Origin of the sequence: Bradyrhizobium sp. 604_D8_N2_3 (genome assembly GCF_051810765.1) — a bacterium.
Classification (GTDB): Bacteria; Pseudomonadota; Alphaproteobacteria; order Rhizobiales; family Xanthobacteraceae; genus Bradyrhizobium; species Bradyrhizobium barranii.
The window spans coordinates 5,250,001-5,265,580 of record NZ_JBPWPM010000001.1 but is presented as its reverse complement, the minus strand read 5'-3'; the positions used below and the strand labels follow the sequence as shown (position 1 = coordinate 5,265,580).

The window sequence follows — 15,580 nt, the reverse complement described above, 5'->3', positions numbered from 1 at the left end:
ATCGTGCTTTCTCGAAATACAGCGTTCGTCATGTCAGACGATCGATGATTTCAAAGAGCCTGTCGCAGGAAGCTTCGATCCGCTTTTGCGGAGATGTGGCGATACCCAGCAACAGACCGGGGCGCGCCGAAGCCGTGGACGCATACCACAGCGACAGCGGAGTAGGCGCCAGTCCGAACGATGCTGCTTCCCTGGCGATGGCGAGATCGGGCGCTCCATCCGGCAGCCGCAGGACCGCTGCCAATCCGGCAAGCGCAACGTTGGCGGTGCGCGTCCGAAGCTGTTTCAGCAATGCATCGCCTTGCGCGGCGTAGACCCGCTTCGTGCGCCGGAGATGCCGCAGATAATGGCCCTCGCGTATGAAATCGGCGGTCGCGAGCTGCACCGCGGGCCCGGGCGCTGGCGCGAGGCAAGCTGCGGCTTCGGCAAATCGCGACGCCAGAGCCGCCGGCGCAACGACAAAGCCCAGTCGTAGGGCAGGGGTCACGGTCTTGCTGAAGGAGCCGATGTGGATGACGCGGCCCGCGCGATCGAGCGAGGCAAGTGCCGGCGTGGCCCGGCCCTTGAGCTGCAGCTCGCTGAGATAGTCATCCTCGATCACCCACGCCTTGCGCCGGGTGGCCCAGTCGAGCAGGCGCGAACGCCTCGCCAGCGACAATGTGGATCCGAGTGGCGCCTGCTGTCCGGGCGTCACGACAACCAGCGCCGCGTCGGGAGCATGTTTCAGGCCATATTCGACATCGATGCCGTCGGCATCGACCGGGATCGGCGCGATCGACAGTCTTGCAAGCGCGAGACCGTGCCGCGTGAAGGGAAAGCCCGGATTCTCCATCCAGACCTTCGTCTTTGACTCGAGGCCGAGGACACGGAGCGCCAATCCGAGGCCGCCGCTGAAACCGCTGGTGATGATGATCAGCGACGGCGTGCACGCGATCCCGCGCGCCAGCGCAAGGTAGGCTGCGATCTCGCGTCGCAAGTCGAGCTCGCCGCGCGGATCCGGATAGATCGCCGGCGCGCTCATTTCGACGCGAACCGCCTGCGCGCGCATCCTGGCGAGCAGCGTCGCAGGAAAGGTCTCCTGCGCCGGCACGCCCATCTGGAAGATCGCCGGCCCCGCCGTGAGCTCCTGGTACATCTCCATGAACGAGCCGGGAGCCGGGGCTTTGTCCTTGCGAACGGGAAAGGACGGCCGATCCGCGACATGCGTGCCGGTCGCGCGTGACGCGACGATCAATTGGGCAGAGGACAGCTTTTCATAGGCCGCGCGCACGGTGCCCCGCGCGACGCCAAGCTGGGCTGCCAGGTCCTGCCAGGAGGGCAGGCGCGCTCCGGGTGCGAGCACGCCGTTCGCGATGGCGGCCCTGATGCCCCCATGGATCTGCTCGGCCAGCGGCGTCTTCGCAGATCGATCCAGTTCCAGCCGGAGCGGTTTGGTCATGCCCCTTGGTACACGATTTTCGTGCGTTCTTGGTGCTTTTTTATGGACCAGGGCAGGGGCATTTAAGGGGGAGACAAGGGCCGGGCATCGATCATCAAGGAGCAGGACAATGACAGGGCGTCTCGACTACGACCGTATCGCGCCGGCGGGTGTGAAAGCCTTGGGCGGTGTCTACGGCTACATCATGCAGAGCAATCTTCCGGCGGCGCTGATCAACCTCGTCTATCTGCGCGTATCCCAGATCAACAACTGCGCCTACTGCCTCGACATGCATATGCGCGATCTGCTCAAGAGCGGGGTGAAGATCGAAAAGCTCGCTCTGCTGCAGGCGTGGGAGGAAGCCGGCAATCTGTTCGACGCGCGCGAGCGCGCCGCCCTCGCATGGGCCGAAACGGTGACCCGCGTCGCGGATACCGGCGTGCCGGATCAGGCCTATGAAGCCGCGCGCGGGGTCTTCGAGGAGCGCGAGCTCGTCGATCTCACCATCGCGATCGGCCTGATGAACACGTATAATCGTATGGCGATCAGCTTCCGTAAGACGCCGCAGGCCGCCGTCGAGAAGACAGCCTGACGGGCCACGAACGGCATCGGCCGACGTCAATGCAAGGCAGGAGTTAGAAAATGACGAGCGTGATTTCCGGCGTGAAAATTCCCGACAGCAAGCTGGCGCGCGAGGCCGCCGAGCTGGTGCGCAGCTACGAAGACGAGATGCTGTTCAACCATTCGGTCCGCGTCTACGTGTTCGGCGCGATGAAGGGGCTGCGTCAGAAGCTGAAATTCGATTCCGAGTTGCTTTATGTCGCGGCGCTGTTTCACGACCTCGGCCTGGTCGATCACTACCACACCGAAACAAAGCGATTTGAGGTCGACGGTGCCGACGCCGCGCGGGACTTTCTCCGGGCACGCGGCATCGCCGAGCCGCAGGCCAATCTGGTCTGGGAGGCGATTGCGCTGCACACCACACCCGGCATTCCGGAATATATGAGACCGGAAATCGCCCTCACGAGGGCAGGAGTTGTGGTGGACGTCGGGGCCGTTGGATATGACGAGTACACGCCGGAGCAGCGCGATCAGGTGATCGCTGCGTTCCCGCGCGGCGATTTCAAGAACGAGTTTTTGAAGGTGCAGACCTGCTCAGCGCTGAAGAAGCCGCAGACGACATTCGGGACCGTCAATTTCGACTATATCCAGGATCACGATCCCAGCTTCCACAAGCCGAACGTGTGTACGCGCATCCGCAACACACCCTGGCAAAGCTGAGCTGCCGCTAAGCCACCGGATCCCTGACGGCATCCGAACGGCTTCGGTCATCCGGCGCCAGCGGTGGCGCCGGTCTTGCGGGAGCGTTCTTCAGCAGGGCGGCGTCGCTCGAGGCGTCCTCGACCGGCGCGGCTCGGGCCTCGCGCGCGGCGACGATCCAGATCAGGAAGCCAAGAAGCGCGAGCGCGGCTCCGACGGGACCGGTGGAGGTCCAGCCCAGCCCCTCGCGAATGGCAAGGCCGCCCAGGAACGGGCCGAGCGCATTGGCGGTGTTGAACGCCGAATGATTGAGCGCAGCAGCGAGCGCTTGTGCGTCTCCCGCGACGTCCATCAGCCGCGTCTGCAGGATGGCGCCGAGCGAGACGCTGGCGCCGATCGCGAAGACGTCGGCCGCAAGCAGCCAGGGATTGCCGGCGGCAAGCGGAAACACCAGCAGCGCGACCGCAGCAAACAGCAGGATCACGCCCGCCGTCGGCATCAAGGCACGGTCGGCAAAGCGCGGCACGAACAGATTACCGAGCGTGGCGCCGATGCCGAACACGGCGAGGAAGAACGGGATGACCGCGGTGCTGACCTTGGTGACCTCGATCAGCGTCGTCGCGAGATATGTATAGACGGCGAACATGCCGCCAAAGCCGATGGCGCCGATCGCCAGCGTGATCCAGATGCGGCCGTTTCGGAGCGCACCGAGCTCGCGCAGCGGGTCGGACCGGCCGGCCGCATCGCGCGGCGCGAACAGCGCGCACAGCACGACCGTGATCAACGCCAGCACCGACACGAAGCCAAAACTCGCGCGCCAGCCGACCGCCTGGCCGATCAGATTGGCCAGGGGCACGCCGATGATCGTGGCAGTGGTCAGGCCGAGCATCACTTGGCCGATCGCCTGCGAACGGCGGTGTTGCGGAACGAGCGAGGCCGCGACCAGCGCGGCGATGCCGAAATAGGCGCCATGCGGCAATCCCGACAGAAATCGAGCCGCGATCATCCAGCCGAAGCCCGGCGCCAGCGCGGTGAGGGCGTTGCCGAGCGCGAACACCAACATCAGGGCCAGCAACTGGGTGCGCCGGGCGAACCGCGCGCCAAGCACGGCGATCAGCGGCGCGCCCAGCACCACGCCGAGCGCGTAGGCGCTGATCGCGTGTCCCGCGGTCGGCTCATCGATCCCGAGGTCGGCAGCGAAGAACGGCAGCAAGCTCATCGATGCGAATTCGGTGGTTCCGATCGCAAAGCCACCCATCGCGAGCGAGAACAGGACGATGGCTAGGTGAGGGGGCGCTGAGGCGCGGGGCGAGGTCGCGTGAGGCGAGGTCGTCATGTGTCCTGCATTGGTGGCGTCAACGGGAACCAGCCCAGCAAACGTCGCCACCCCTGCAAGATTTGTTGTCGTACTTAAACCCGCACCAGCCCGCGTCAACATCGGAGGCGCGATGCAAGGCATGCCGCATATCAGCGTCCCGATTTAAGTGTGGCGCCATCCAGACGCGTCGCGCACCAGCCTGTGGCCTCATCGGTGCGCTTCGGCCTTCCCGCGACTTTCGCTATCCACTCTACAGACGGGGTCGACACGCCTGAGGGCAAAGCAGTTGCAGATCTGTAGCAAAGCGTATTGGAGGTTGAAGCGGTCGGCGCGACCTTTTGCCATCGCGCCCGGCGCGAGGGCTTCCACTTCGGGGCCCGGTGCGAGTGGGAATTCGCGCATGCTGTCGAAATTCAAAAGGAATTCATAAGGAATTCAAAAGGAATTCGAAAGGTAGAGTGCGTTGATTGGGCGCCTTATTCCAGCGCGAGCCGCTCATCACCAAGATGAGGTAATCCGGAGAACCCATTTTACTCTCCGCCGCCACTTGTTGTGGCGCTGCCGCTCCGAGCCATTCGGGTGATTTTGGTAGCGCCTCAACCGAATTGCGTTTAGCGTGTTGCAGATTGGTTCAACGACGAGACTCTGCTCGGCAAGAGGCTTTATTCGCCGCTGAGGGATCAATGAAGTCGGAGCCTACGAGCGTCCCCCCGTCGTCGCCGAACACCGCCAACGACAGTGGTGCGAGGTTGGTTGGTGCTGCCGAACAGGACTTTAATTCCCAAGTCGGTACGATCCTCGAATTCGAAAGACCTTTCCGCGCCGTCCTGGTGGCGGACGTCGTCAGCTATACCAGACTTATGGAAGCTGCTGAGGTCGAGACGCATAGTCGCTATCGGGCTCTTCGCGTGAGCGTCATCGATCCTGCCTTGATCGGTCGACGAGGCGAGATTGTGAAGAACACCGGCGACGGCTTCGTCGCGGTGTTCGAGAGCCCGCTCGATGCCCTTCGCTGTGCCTCCGAGTTGCAGCGTGAAGTCACCGGGCTTGAGACCCTGCAACCTCCCGAGCGCCGCATAGCCTTTCGCATCGGCGTCCATTGGGAGCCGGTCATCTTTGATCTGAACGATGTCTACGGCCATGGCGTCAATATCGCAGCACGCTTGCAATCTGTCGCTCCTGCGGGCGGCGTTGTGGTGTCGTCGGCCCTTTTGCTCGTAACCGCCGATCTGAGCGAATTCAAGTTTGACGACCTGGGTGAGCTTCATCTCAAGAACCTGTCGCGGCCGGTTCATGCCTTTCTCCTGCTCTCGCCGGGAGTGGACCGCCGCACGGTGATCGGCGCTTCCACCAAATCCTCGAGACGAACCAAGCTGCCCTCGATCGCCGTTATTCCGTTCGCGAACAGCTCTTCGGAGGTTGACGACAGCTATTTTGCCGAAGGCTTCGTCGAAGACATCATCGTCAGCCTGAGTAATATTCAGGAGCTCCTGGTGGTGTCTCGCGGGTCGACGATGCCGTTTCGTCAGCGCGAGCTCGATCCCGTCGAAATCGGCGAGAAGCTCGGCGTTCGCTATTACGTCAGCGGTCACGTTCGCCGATCGGGCAAGCGAGTCCGGTTTTCGGTCGAGTTGGTCGATGTTGCGACTGGCTCCGTGGTGTGGGCCGAGAAATACGACACGGACCTTGCGGACGTTTTCGAAGTCCAGGACGAGATAGCCATTGGTGTCGTTGAGAAGATCGCCGCATATGTGCGTCGCGCAGAGATCAAGCGGGCGTTGCGAAAGCCACCCAAGAGCCTCAATGCGTATGACTATCTCCTGCGGGCGCTTGAGCTGCTCTACAAGTTCGATTTCGCGAGCTTCTCGCGCGCCAAAGGGCTGCTCGAGAAAGCCAGTGAGGAAGACCGCGAGTATGCGGCGCCGTACGCGTTCGCTGCGAAGTGGCACAATTTCAAGATCGCGGAGGGGTGGTCGTCGGATTTCGATGCGGATTCGGCCGACGTGATCCGGCTGTCCAATTGTGCCATCGAAAGAGACCCGCAAAATGCTCTCGCGCTCGCGATACAGGGGCACGGCAAGAGCATGTTCTTTCGTGACTACGACAGCGGATTGGACCTGTGTGAGCGGGCTCTTGCCATATCCCCAAGCAATTCGTGGGCATGGGTGTTCGGGAGCGGGACCCCCGGGTTCGTCGGCGATGCTTCAACAGGAATTGCCCGTGCGGAGCGCGCCATCCGGCTTTCACCACTTGGCCAACAGGCCTTTTTCAATTTCTGCCTGCTCGGCCAAAATCATTATCTGAACGGAACGTTTGACGATGCCATTCGCTGGTCGAAGAAGTCTTTGACTCTCAGCCCGCGTTTTGGAAACGCCGCGCGCGTCCTCGCCGCAAGCCTCGTCGCTGTTGGTCGCCTGGAGGAAGCGCGGCAGGTTTCGCAGCACCATAAGAACATCCTGCCCGGCTTCAGGGTATCGGACTATGCGCGCCGTTGTCCGTTCAAGGAGCCCCAGGGGTCTTTGTATGTCGAGCGATTAGGAGCAGCTGGGTTGCCGGATTGATGGGGCCAGGAGCCCGGTTCAAATTATTAGCCCCTCGATGGAGAGCACAATGCCTGGTGTTGCAGGAGGAGGCGGTGGTGGTGGTGGCGGCGGTGGCGGCGGCGGCGGAGGCGGCGGAGGCGGCGGCGGCGGCGGCGGTGGTGGCGGAAACGGCGCAGTCAGCGGCGGTTACGTTGGTGGTGGAATTCCCCCGCGTCCTTTCCCGATCTTCGAGAGTTTCGTCGGAGTCCTGCCCGGTAGCTTGAATTACGGGGCGACATTCCCGCTGTCTGCCTGGCGCCCTGACTTTTTTGCCCAGATCGCATTGCTCGAATTTGCCAAGACCGATTGGCAAACCATCACTGTCGCCGGCCCGCCAACGGATCACGATGTGATTTTCGGCGAGATCGATGAACTGCTTGGGGCGTCGATGGATCGTCGCAAGAGGTTGGCAGATGAGATCGTCGATCAGGACGTGAGGCTTGTCGGCTATTTTGCGCAGGTCCTCATGCTTTCGCCGTCTGCGCATCCAAATACGATCAAGATTCTGGAGATGGCCGATCATGTTGGGCTGATGGTCGCCGTCTACTACAAGCTCAGGTTCAATCGCGGGCGGCCGCAACAGGTGTGTCCGGCGCTTTTCCCAATGGTCGCGTCGCCCTGGCACGCCTCCTATCCGAGCGGACATTCGCTGGAGAGTCATCTGATGGCACTGGCGCTGGGAGAGATTATCCCCGGTGCCAAGAGTGCACTGAGGGCGCTGGCCGCGCGGATCGGGAAGAATCGCGAGATCGCTGGCGTCCACTACCCGAGTGACACGGCTGCCGGGAAGGCCATTGCTGAAGCCGTGTTTCCGTACCTCCAGCAATGCAGCACCTTCCATGCGGTGACCGAGGCGGCAAAACAAGAGCATTAGAACAGTGCCTAATGCCGCAGCCGAGATCGCATCCTTGGATTTTGCAAGGATGCGCTCCGCACGGCCACAAGGAATTGAAGTTGGACCAATCGATCTCAACCACGAGGTATTGCAATGGGTGTGGAAGAAATTTCCGTCATCGAAAGGACACGGATTCAGTTGGCGCCAGATTTCACGATGCAACATCAGTGTCACATCAATTGGTGCTGGGCAGCCGTCGCTTCCAGCATCTCGCGCTATTACGACGAGACCAGTACTTTCACGCAGTGCCGCATCGCCGACCTTGAATTGAACCGGCATGATTGCTGTGATTTCCCTTGCGGCACGCCGGGCCTGGAATTCGATGTGACGCATTCTCTCGGATCACCGCTCAACCGAGTCCGCTGTCTCGCCGTGTTGGCCCTCGACCAACGAGCGACACGAATGGAGGTGCAGCAGGAGATCAGTGCAGGGCGACCCATTTGTGTTCGCACGGTCTGGTCGGGAGACGAAGATGAGGAGGGACCGGCGCACTTCGTCGCGATCGTCGGATATCTGGAGGATACCGACAGCCTGGTCATCGAGGATCCCCTTTTCGGCCTAACACCGGAGATCCAGTTTGATCGATTTTGCTCAAACTATCAGGACGCCAAAGGTGTCTGGACGGACACTTACTTCACCAAGGCCCCGGTCTAGAACCTCGCCACCGTGAAAGGAGAGAAAAGATGGCAATTCATCCCAGCGATCCTCCGGCGGCTGCGGTCGTAGCTGTGAAGCGAGCGGTGGCCAGCCGGGTGGGCAACCCGAAATTCCCGCGATCAAGGCTTTCCACTGCCAACCGCGACGCGGTCTTCATTTCCCTGCCGCATCGCATTGCCTATCTGGCTTTTGGCAAGATCCGTCGCGCAGACAAACTCAGAGCGGCTGCGAAGCTAGGCAATTGGAGATTTCTTGTGATTGAAGCGAGGCGGCGCACCGCCGCTGATGATGGGGGAGGAGGGGAGGAACAGGAGCCGATCGCTGCTGCGACAATCGTGAAGTCGGCAGCGACGATGTATGAGACGACGTATGAACTGGGTGACCTGAACGAAGGGCCGTTTGTGGCGGCGACGTCGGAGGCGATCCGTCGTGCCGAGAAGCTTCCTGAAGTTCGGGAAGGACGCTTCGAGGCTTTCCTGCTCACCGTGCCGGCGGTCCATGTGACGGCGCTCTGGCTGCAAGATTATCAAGATTGTCATGGCGATGCGGACCTGCTGCTGACGTTACCGCCCTCGGACCAGGCCTTGGAGCCGTATCGGCCGATGGCGTCGGCTGCGTTCTTGGCTGTCGTGCAAGACCTCGCTCGGAAAGTAACTTCCGAATACGCGACGAGAGGGTGAGCGGGCAATGTCGGCGCGATGGAAAAGCTCGCAAGTGCGTTAAGCTCGCAAGGGCGTCAAAGTTGGCAAGTCCCGGCATGGGAGCACGCCTAGTCGGCCTGCTTCGGCCGCCGGGGAGCCTTTGACCTCTTCTGCGGAAAGTAGGGGTTCACGGCGCAGCTCGCGGAGCGGCCGACGGCGAGAAATCTGCACTGTTCGAGCGAAGTGTAGCGGCAGTCGAAATAGCCGACCGGGCCGTAGATCTGCATGCAGACGGGATAGCTGGGATCGTAGGTCTGCGCGTGCGCCGGCACGCCCGAGAAGAGCAGGCCGGTGGCGACGAGCGCGAAGCGGGCGCGGCGCATCTCAGCGCGGTGGGTAGTAGCCGGGTGAATAGCCCGGTGTCTGGGCGCGCGGACGATTCTGATAGGCGTAGGGATCGTCGCTCTGGCCAGTGAAATACGGATTCGCGATGCAGGTCAGCGCGCGGCCCGACGAGCTTGCCTGACACTGTGCGTAACTGTCGAACGTGCAATTGCTCAGCCCCGGCCATTCCTGGCCGGTCAGGCAGAACGCGTGATGCGTGCCGAATGCGCGTGCGGGCGTGCTTGCACTCAGCGTGAGCGCGAATGTGGCGATTGCGAGCGAAAATGTGGCGACAATGGGGAGGGCAATCTGTCTGCGCATCTCAATCTCCAATCACACAATCGTGCGTGCATCAGGTGTCCAGGCACAGATGCAACATACGTCGTGTAGTCGACATTGGAACTCATGAAAACCCTTGTTTCAAAGGGTTTCCCGCGCGCGCTGCTAAACATTCATTAACGCAGCACAGCCCTTTGGCCCCGACTGTTGCGTCGGGGTTACAGCAATTCCGTCGAGCGCTGATATGACGGCCCTACGGCCCGGGGGCCTAACGACGAAACTGGAACGGGAATCAAATGAACAAGAATCTGTTGCTTGCTGCTGTGAGCCTTGTCGCGCTGAGCGCGACTGCGCCGGCGCTGGCTGCTGACCTCGCTGCGCGGCCTTACACCAAGGCGCCCGCGATGATCGCGACCGTCTATGACTGGAGCGGCTTCTACATCGGCATCAACGGCGGCGGCGGTTCGTCGCACGCGAGCTGGGATTTCGTTGGCGTGGGCCGCGAAGGCTCGCACGATGCGACCGGCGGCACGGTCGGTGGTCAGATCGGCTATCGCTGGCAGTCCGGCCAGTGGGTGTTCGGTGTGGAAGGCCAGGGCAACTGGGCTGACTTCTCGGGCGACAACACCAGCGCGCTGTTCGCCACCCGCAACCGCACCAAGATCGATGCGTTCGGTCTGATCACCGGTCAGGTTGGCTACGCCTGGAACAACGTCCTGGTCTACGTCAAGGGCGGTGCGGCTGTGGTCAGCAACAAGTACGAGATCTCCAGCACGGCGGGCGCGCTGCTCTCCTCGTCCAGCGACAGCCGCTGGGGTGGCACGGTCGGTGCCGGCCTCGAGTACGGCTTCGCGCCGAACTGGTCGGTTGGCGTCGAGTACAACCACATCTTCCTGTCCGACAAGGACGTGACCTTCGCTGGCTTCGCCGGCTCGGAGCGCATCCGCCAGGACGTCGACATGGGTCTCGTCCGCCTGAACTACAAGTTCGGCGGCCCGATGATCGGTCGCTACTGAGACTGGTCGCTCATTTCGAGCGATCGTCGAAAAGCCCCGGCCTTGCGCCGGGGCTTTTTTGTTGCGTGAATTCAGCGAGTTAACCATCACTTTTCGAGAGAGCTCGCACGGCTTGACTCTCAAGAACGAAATGAGAACAATGTTCTTCATACGTTCTGGTGATGGAGCAAGCCATGTTCAGGATTTTCGTGGAAGAAGCCGCCGCACTCGCCTCGATCTCGCTGTTCGTCGGGATGATCGCAATCTGGGCGCAGGTGATTCCGCAGCTCTAGGCCGCGGCTGGCCAGAGCCCTTGGTCATGCCCTTGGGGAAAAGCGGGACGACGCGGCCGTTTCGTGGCTCCGGCGTGGACTCTGAAGCGGTGACGCCCCACCATTGTGAGGCGAGTCGGCTGGGTGGGCGGAAGATGTCCTCATGATCCCCCTGGAGCCGGCGACCGCTCCATCTCACTGCAAGAGGCCGTCACGCGACCATGCCGAGCGCCGGATTTGTCCACCTTCACGTTCACTCGGCCTATTCGCTGCTCAAGGGCTCGATCAAGATCGCCAAGCTCGCCGAGCTTGCGAAGAAAGACCACCAGCCCGCACTGGCGCTGACTGACACCGACAACATGTTCGGCGCGCTGGAGTTCTCCGACAAGATGGCGGGCTCCGGCATCCAGCCGATCGTCGGCTGCGAGCTCGCGATCGATTTCGGCGACCAGGATCCCAACGCGCGCAACGCGCTGCTGCCGTCGCGTGTGGTGCTGCTGGCGGCCCAGGAGCGCGGCTATCGCAGCCTGATGCGGCTGAACTCGCGCGCGTTCCTCGAATCGCCTGACAGCCACGCGCCGTTCATCAAGTTCGATTGGTTCGACGGTGAGACCGAAGGCTTGATCGCACTCACGGGCGGCCCTGACGGGCCGATCTCGCTCGCGCTTGCCAGCGGGCAGGCCGAAATTGCGGCGACGCGCTGCGAGCGTCTCGCCGGCCTGTTCGGCGATCGCCTCTATGTCGAATTGCAGCGCCACAACATCGACAAGGAGCGCCGCGTCGAAAGCGGGCTGATCGACATCGCCTACGCAAAAGGCCTGCCGCTGGTTGCGACCAACGAGCCGTATTTCGCTTCGAACGACGATTACGAGGCGCACGATGCGCTGCTCTGCATTGCCGGCGGGCGGCTGATCGCCGAGACCGATCGCGTTCAGCTCACACCCGATCACCGCTTCAAGACCCGCGCCGAGATGGCAGTGCTGTTCGCCGACATTCCGGAGGCGCTGGCCTCGACGGTGGAGATCGCCGAGCGCTGCTCGTTCCGCCCGATGACGCGCAAGCCGATCCTGCCGTTCTTCACCGTCGGCGCCGCCGCAAGCTCCGACGCCGCGTCGGTCGAGGCGGCCGAGCTGAAGCGCCAGGCGGAGGAGGGGCTCGCCAACCGCCTGCGCGTGCACGGCCTGTCGCTGGGCACCACGGAAGAGGACTACGACAAGCGCCTGGCGTTCGAGCTCGACGTCATCATGCGGATGAAATACGCGGGCTACTTCCTGATCGTGTCGGACTTCATCAAATGGGCGAAGGGCCAAGGGATTCCGGTCGGACCGGGGCGCGGTTCGGGCGCCGGCTCTCTGGTCGCCTGGGCGCTGACCATCACCGACCTCGACCCGATCAAGTTCGGCCTGCTGTTCGAACGCTTCCTCAATCCGGAACGCGTCTCGATGCCGGACTTCGACATCGATTTCTGCCAGGACCGCCGCGGCGAGGTGATCAGGTACGTCCAGGAGCGCTACGGTCGCGACCAGGTCGCGCAGATCATCACCTTCGGTACATTGCAGGCGCGCGGCGTGCTGCGCGACGTCGGCCGGGTGCTGCAAATGCCCTATGGCCAGGTCGACAAGCTGACCAAGCTGGTGCCGCAGAATCCGGCCGCGCCGGTGACGTTGGCCGCCGCGATCGAGAGCGAGCCGAAGCTTCAGGCGTTCCGCGATGAAGACCCGGTGGTGGCGCGCGCCTTCGACATCGCGCAGCGCCTCGAAGGCCTGACCCGCCACGCCTCGACGCACGCCGCCGGCATCGTGATCGGCGATCGCCCCTTGAGCGAACTCGTGCCGATGTACCGCGATCCCAAGTCGGACATGCCGGTGACCCAGTTCAACATGAAATGGGTCGAGCCGGCCGGGCTCGTGAAGTTCGACTTCCTCGGCCTGAAGACGCTGACCGTGCTCGACGTCGCGGTGAAGCTCCTGAAGCCGCGCAACATCGACATCGATCTCGCGACGCTGCCGATCGACGATGCCGAAAGCTACCAGATGCTGGCGCGGGGCGAGGTGGTCGGCGTGTTCCAGGTTGAAAGCCAGGGCATGCGGCGCGCGCTGGTCGACATGCGCCCCGACCGTTTCGAGGACATCATCGCGCTGGTCGCGCTCTATCGCCCGGGCCCGATGGCGAACATCCCGACCTATTGCTCGCGCAAGCACGGCGACGAGGAGCCGGAATATCTGCATCCGGTGCTGGAGCCGATCCTGAAGGAGACCTTCGGCGTCATCATCTACCAGGAACAGGTGATGCAGATCGCGCAGGTGATGTCGGGCTACTCGCTCGGCGACGCCGACCTGCTGCGCCGCGCCATGGGCAAGAAGATCCGCGCCGAGATGGACAAGCAGCGCGACATATTCGTCGCCGGCGCGGTCAGGAACGGCGTGCCGAAGGGGCAGGCCGAGACCATCTTCGAGCTGCTCGCAAAGTTCGCCGACTACGGCTTCAACAAGAGCCACGCGGCGGCCTACGCGCTGGTGTCCTACCACACCGCCTATATGAAGGCGCATTACCCGGTGGAGTTCATCGCGGCGTCGATGACGCTCGATCTCAACAACACCGACAAGCTCTCCGAATTCCGTTCCGAGGCGCAGCGCCTCGGCATCAAGGTCGAGCCGCCGAACATCAACCGCTCAGGCCCGACCTTCGAGGTCGGCGAGAAGACGATCTATTACGCGCTCGCCGCGCTCAAGGGCGTCGGCATCCAGGCGATCGAGCAGATCATCGAGGAGCGGACCAGGCGCGGGCTGTTCACCTCGCTCGCCGACTTCGCCGCGCGGGTCAATCCGCGCGCGATCAACAAGCGCATCATCGAGAGCCTCGCCGCTGCCGGTGCCTTCGACACGCTGGAGCCGAACAGGGCGCGGGTCTTTGCCGGCGCGGACTCGATCCTTGCCGCCTGCCAGCGTGCGCATCAGGCCGAGACCATCGGCCAGAACGACATGTTCGGCATGTCGGCGGACGCACCGACCATCATGCTGCCGCAGATCGAGCCCTGGCTGCCGGCCGAGCGGCTGCGCCGCGAATATGACGCGATCGGATTCTTCCTGTCGGGCCATCCGCTCGACGATTACGCGATGGTCCTGAAGCGCCTGCGGGTGCAGAGCTGGGCCGAATTCTCGCGTGCGGTGAAGACCGGCGCCACCGCCGGCAAGGTCGCGGCCACCGTGGTGTCGCGCATGGAGCGGCGCACCAAGACCGGCAACAAGATGGGCATCATGGGGCTGTCTGATCCCACGGGCCATTTCGAGGCGGTGCTGTTCTCCGAGGGCCTCGCGCAATACCGCGATGTGCTCGAGCCGGGCGCCGCCGTGCTGCTCCAGTTGGGCGCGGAATTGCAGGGCGAGGACGTTCGTGCCCGCGTGCTGCATGCCGAGCCGCTCGATGACGCCGCCGCCAAGACGCAGAAGGGCCTGCGCATCTTCGTGCGCGACACCAAGCCGCTGGAGTCGATCGCCAAGCGACTGGCCGGACCCGACATGGCGGCCTCGAACGGCGCCGCGCCAAAAGTCGGCAGTCCCGGCATCGCGCCGCGCTCGAACGGCGACGGCGAGGTCTCGCTGGTGATGATGCTCGACCTCGAGACCGAGGTCGAGATGAAGCTGCCCGGCCGCTTCAAGGTCTCGCCGCAGATCGCCGGCGCGATCAAGGCGGTCGCGGGCGTGGTGGACGTGCAGCAGCTGTAAAGCGCGATGAGATCTGGAAGAATCGTCATCGCGCTTGGGATCGGCGTTGGCGTATGATCTCACCACAAACGCGTGCCGCATTTGTGGTGAGTGAGAATTGCTGCCCTTTTCCGGATCATGCTTTAGCAGCCGATCTCGAATATATGCAGATGGACGCAGCTCTGTGCGGTCGTTGCACGTGAGGCGAGCGATCGCTTCGGCTTTGCAACATGGTTCGCGTTGCAGCAATCATCAGTTGCATCATTTATCATTGGTGATTTCTTCACATCGATGCACCTATCATCGCGACGCTTCCATTCGTCCACTGTACCTGGGGAAACGTCACATGTGCGACAAGTGCTCTGAATCTCTGCATCGAGACATCGCGCCGTCGCGGCGATCCGCGATGCTGTTTGGCGCCGCTGCGTTCGGCATGGCCGTCGCCGGCGGAGCTTTCGCGAGCGGCGCCTTGGCAAAGGAGGCCAAGCAGCCACCCAAGCCGCAGAATGTGTTGTCGCCCGACGCATCGCTGAAGCGGCTGATGGAGGGCAATGCGCGCTATGTCGACGGTGTGGCGCGGCGCCACGATTTCAAGCACGAGCGCGAGGCGCTGGCCGGTGGACAGAATCCGTTCGCGGCGGTTCTGAGCTGCGCCGATTCACGCATCGCGCCGGAATATGCCTTCGACAGCGGCCGCGGGGATCTCTTCGTCTGCCGCGTCGCCGGAAATTTTGCCGGCACCGAAACCATTGCCAGCATGGAATATGCGGTGGCCGTGCTCAACGCACCGCTGATCCTCGTGCTTGGCCATGATGCCTGCGGCGCGGTCGATGCGACGCTGAAGGCAATCAAGGACAACACGTCGCCGCCGGGCCACATTCCCTCGCTGGTCGATGCGATTGCGCCCGCCGCAAAGGCTGCGATGCAGCAGGGCGGGGACGTGCTCAACAAGGCGATCCGGCAGAACGTGATCGACAACGTCGCGAAGCTGAAATCGGCCGCGCCGATCCTCAACGCGGCCGTGGAGCAGGGCAAGCTGAAGGTCGTCGGTGGCATCTACCGGCTCACCACGGGAACAGTCGATCTGATCGCGCAGGGCTGAGCGAGGTTCGCGCCACAGCGCGGTCGCGAGGCTTACGCGGGCCTGACGCAGGGACTTGATGGGGCGGGGGCGCC

13 protein-coding genes are annotated in these 15,580 nt (G+C 63.0%); 9 read left to right on the top strand and 4 right to left on the bottom strand.

All coding sequences use genetic code 11. From position 1 onward, the window contains the following. Positions 1–28 precede the first annotated feature (28 nt). Entirely contained in the window at positions 29–1,438 is a 1,410-nt protein-coding gene (locus tag AB7245_RS25020) for a PLP-dependent aminotransferase family protein (protein WP_085400289.1), read from the bottom strand. A 109-nt stretch (positions 1,439–1,547) separates the two neighbouring features. Between AB7245_RS25020 and AB7245_RS25015 the strand changes: the two genes are divergently transcribed. Together AB7245_RS25015 and AB7245_RS25010 are read left to right on the top strand one after the other, a co-directional pair. After that, the gene (locus AB7245_RS25015) at positions 1,548–2,009 is read left to right on the top strand and encodes a carboxymuconolactone decarboxylase family protein (RefSeq protein ID WP_071913439.1); all 462 of its coding nucleotides are present in this window, start codon (positions 1,548–1,550) and stop codon (positions 2,007–2,009) included. 50 nt (positions 2,010–2,059) lie between these two features. Then, positions 2,060–2,698, top strand: coding sequence for an HD domain-containing protein (locus AB7245_RS25010; protein WP_085400287.1), 639 nt, complete (start codon positions 2,060–2,062; stop codon positions 2,696–2,698). A 7-nt stretch (positions 2,699–2,705) separates the two neighbouring features. On the opposite strand, the gene AB7245_RS25005 is transcribed toward AB7245_RS25010, so the two are convergent. After that, a complete protein-coding gene (locus tag AB7245_RS25005) occupies positions 2,706–4,013 on the bottom strand; it encodes an MFS transporter (RefSeq protein WP_085400284.1) in 1,308 nt (435 codons plus the stop codon). Between the two features lie 665 nt (positions 4,014–4,678). Here AB7245_RS25005 and AB7245_RS25000 point away from each other — a divergent pair. The 4 genes from AB7245_RS25000 to AB7245_RS24985 all read left to right on the top strand — a co-directional run bounded on the left by AB7245_RS25000 (position 4,679) and on the right by AB7245_RS24985 (position 8,809). Beyond that, complete coding sequence (locus AB7245_RS25000; protein ID WP_085400279.1) at positions 4,679–6,556, top strand: adenylate/guanylate cyclase domain-containing protein; 1,878 nt, start codon at positions 4,679–4,681, stop codon at positions 6,554–6,556. 49 nt (positions 6,557–6,605) lie between these two features. Beyond that, positions 6,606–7,451 (top strand): phosphatase PAP2 family protein, encoded by an 846-nt coding sequence (locus AB7245_RS24995; RefSeq protein ID WP_354133719.1) that lies wholly within the window; start codon positions 6,606–6,608, stop codon positions 7,449–7,451. A 114-nt stretch (positions 7,452–7,565) separates the two neighbouring features. After that, entirely contained in the window at positions 7,566–8,126 is a 561-nt protein-coding gene (locus AB7245_RS24990; RefSeq protein WP_071913450.1) for a papain-like cysteine protease family protein, read from the top strand. A 29-nt stretch (positions 8,127–8,155) separates the two neighbouring features. Beyond that, entirely contained in the window at positions 8,156–8,809 is a 654-nt protein-coding gene (locus AB7245_RS24985; protein ID WP_144030844.1) for a hypothetical protein, read from the top strand. Between the two features lie 89 nt (positions 8,810–8,898). Here the strand turns inward: AB7245_RS24985 and AB7245_RS24980 are convergent, their stop codons facing one another. Both AB7245_RS24980 and AB7245_RS24975 read right to left on the bottom strand, forming a co-directional pair. Further along, complete coding sequence (locus tag AB7245_RS24980; RefSeq protein WP_071913454.1) at positions 8,899–9,153, bottom strand: DUF3551 domain-containing protein; 255 nt, start codon at positions 9,151–9,153, stop codon at positions 8,899–8,901. A 1-nt stretch (position 9,154) separates the two neighbouring features. Beyond that, positions 9,155–9,475: a DUF3551 domain-containing protein gene (locus tag AB7245_RS24975; RefSeq protein WP_063986338.1), complete on the bottom strand. Its 321-nt coding sequence runs from the start codon at positions 9,473–9,475 to the stop codon at positions 9,155–9,157. Between the two features lie 254 nt (positions 9,476–9,729). On the opposite strand from AB7245_RS24975, the gene AB7245_RS24970 reads away from it, so the two are divergent. The 3 genes from AB7245_RS24970 (at position 9,730) to AB7245_RS24960 (ending at position 15,506) form a co-directional block, all read left to right on the top strand. After that, entirely contained in the window at positions 9,730–10,449 is a 720-nt protein-coding gene (locus tag AB7245_RS24970; RefSeq protein WP_085404567.1) for an outer membrane protein, read from the top strand. A 472-nt stretch (positions 10,450–10,921) separates the two neighbouring features. Beyond that, positions 10,922–14,425, top strand: coding sequence for a DNA polymerase III subunit alpha (gene dnaE, locus AB7245_RS24965; protein ID WP_085404568.1), 3,504 nt, complete (start codon positions 10,922–10,924; stop codon positions 14,423–14,425). Between the two features lie 325 nt (positions 14,426–14,750). Beyond that, complete coding sequence (locus tag AB7245_RS24960) at positions 14,751–15,506, top strand: carbonic anhydrase (protein WP_085404569.1); 756 nt, start codon at positions 14,751–14,753, stop codon at positions 15,504–15,506. Positions 15,507–15,580 lie beyond the last annotated feature (74 nt).

Coding starts and splice junctions, on each gene's coding strand:
- AB7245_RS25020 (WP_085400289.1), bottom strand. CDS start 1,438: ATGACCAAACCGCTCCGGCTGGAACTGGATCGATCTGCGAAGACGCCG.
- AB7245_RS25015 (WP_071913439.1), top strand. CDS start 1,548: ATGACAGGGCGTCTCGACTACGACCGTATCGCGCCGGCGGGTGTGAAA.
- AB7245_RS25010 (WP_085400287.1), top strand. CDS start 2,060: ATGACGAGCGTGATTTCCGGCGTGAAAATTCCCGACAGCAAGCTGGCG.
- AB7245_RS25005 (WP_085400284.1), bottom strand. CDS start 4,013: ATGACGACCTCGCCTCACGCGACCTCGCCCCGCGCCTCAGCGCCCCCT.
- AB7245_RS25000 (WP_085400279.1), top strand. CDS start 4,679: ATGAAGTCGGAGCCTACGAGCGTCCCCCCGTCGTCGCCGAACACCGCC.
- AB7245_RS24995 (WP_354133719.1), top strand. CDS start 6,606: ATGCCTGGTGTTGCAGGAGGAGGCGGTGGTGGTGGTGGCGGCGGTGGC.
- AB7245_RS24990 (WP_071913450.1), top strand. CDS start 7,566: ATGGGTGTGGAAGAAATTTCCGTCATCGAAAGGACACGGATTCAGTTG.
- AB7245_RS24985 (WP_144030844.1), top strand. CDS start 8,156: ATGGCAATTCATCCCAGCGATCCTCCGGCGGCTGCGGTCGTAGCTGTG.
- AB7245_RS24980 (WP_071913454.1), bottom strand. CDS start 9,153: ATGCGCCGCGCCCGCTTCGCGCTCGTCGCCACCGGCCTGCTCTTCTCG.
- AB7245_RS24975 (WP_063986338.1), bottom strand. CDS start 9,475: ATGCGCAGACAGATTGCCCTCCCCATTGTCGCCACATTTTCGCTCGCA.
- AB7245_RS24970 (WP_085404567.1), top strand. CDS start 9,730: ATGAACAAGAATCTGTTGCTTGCTGCTGTGAGCCTTGTCGCGCTGAGC.
- dnaE (WP_085404568.1), top strand. CDS start 10,922: ATGCCGAGCGCCGGATTTGTCCACCTTCACGTTCACTCGGCCTATTCG.
- AB7245_RS24960 (WP_085404569.1), top strand. CDS start 14,751: ATGTGCGACAAGTGCTCTGAATCTCTGCATCGAGACATCGCGCCGTCG.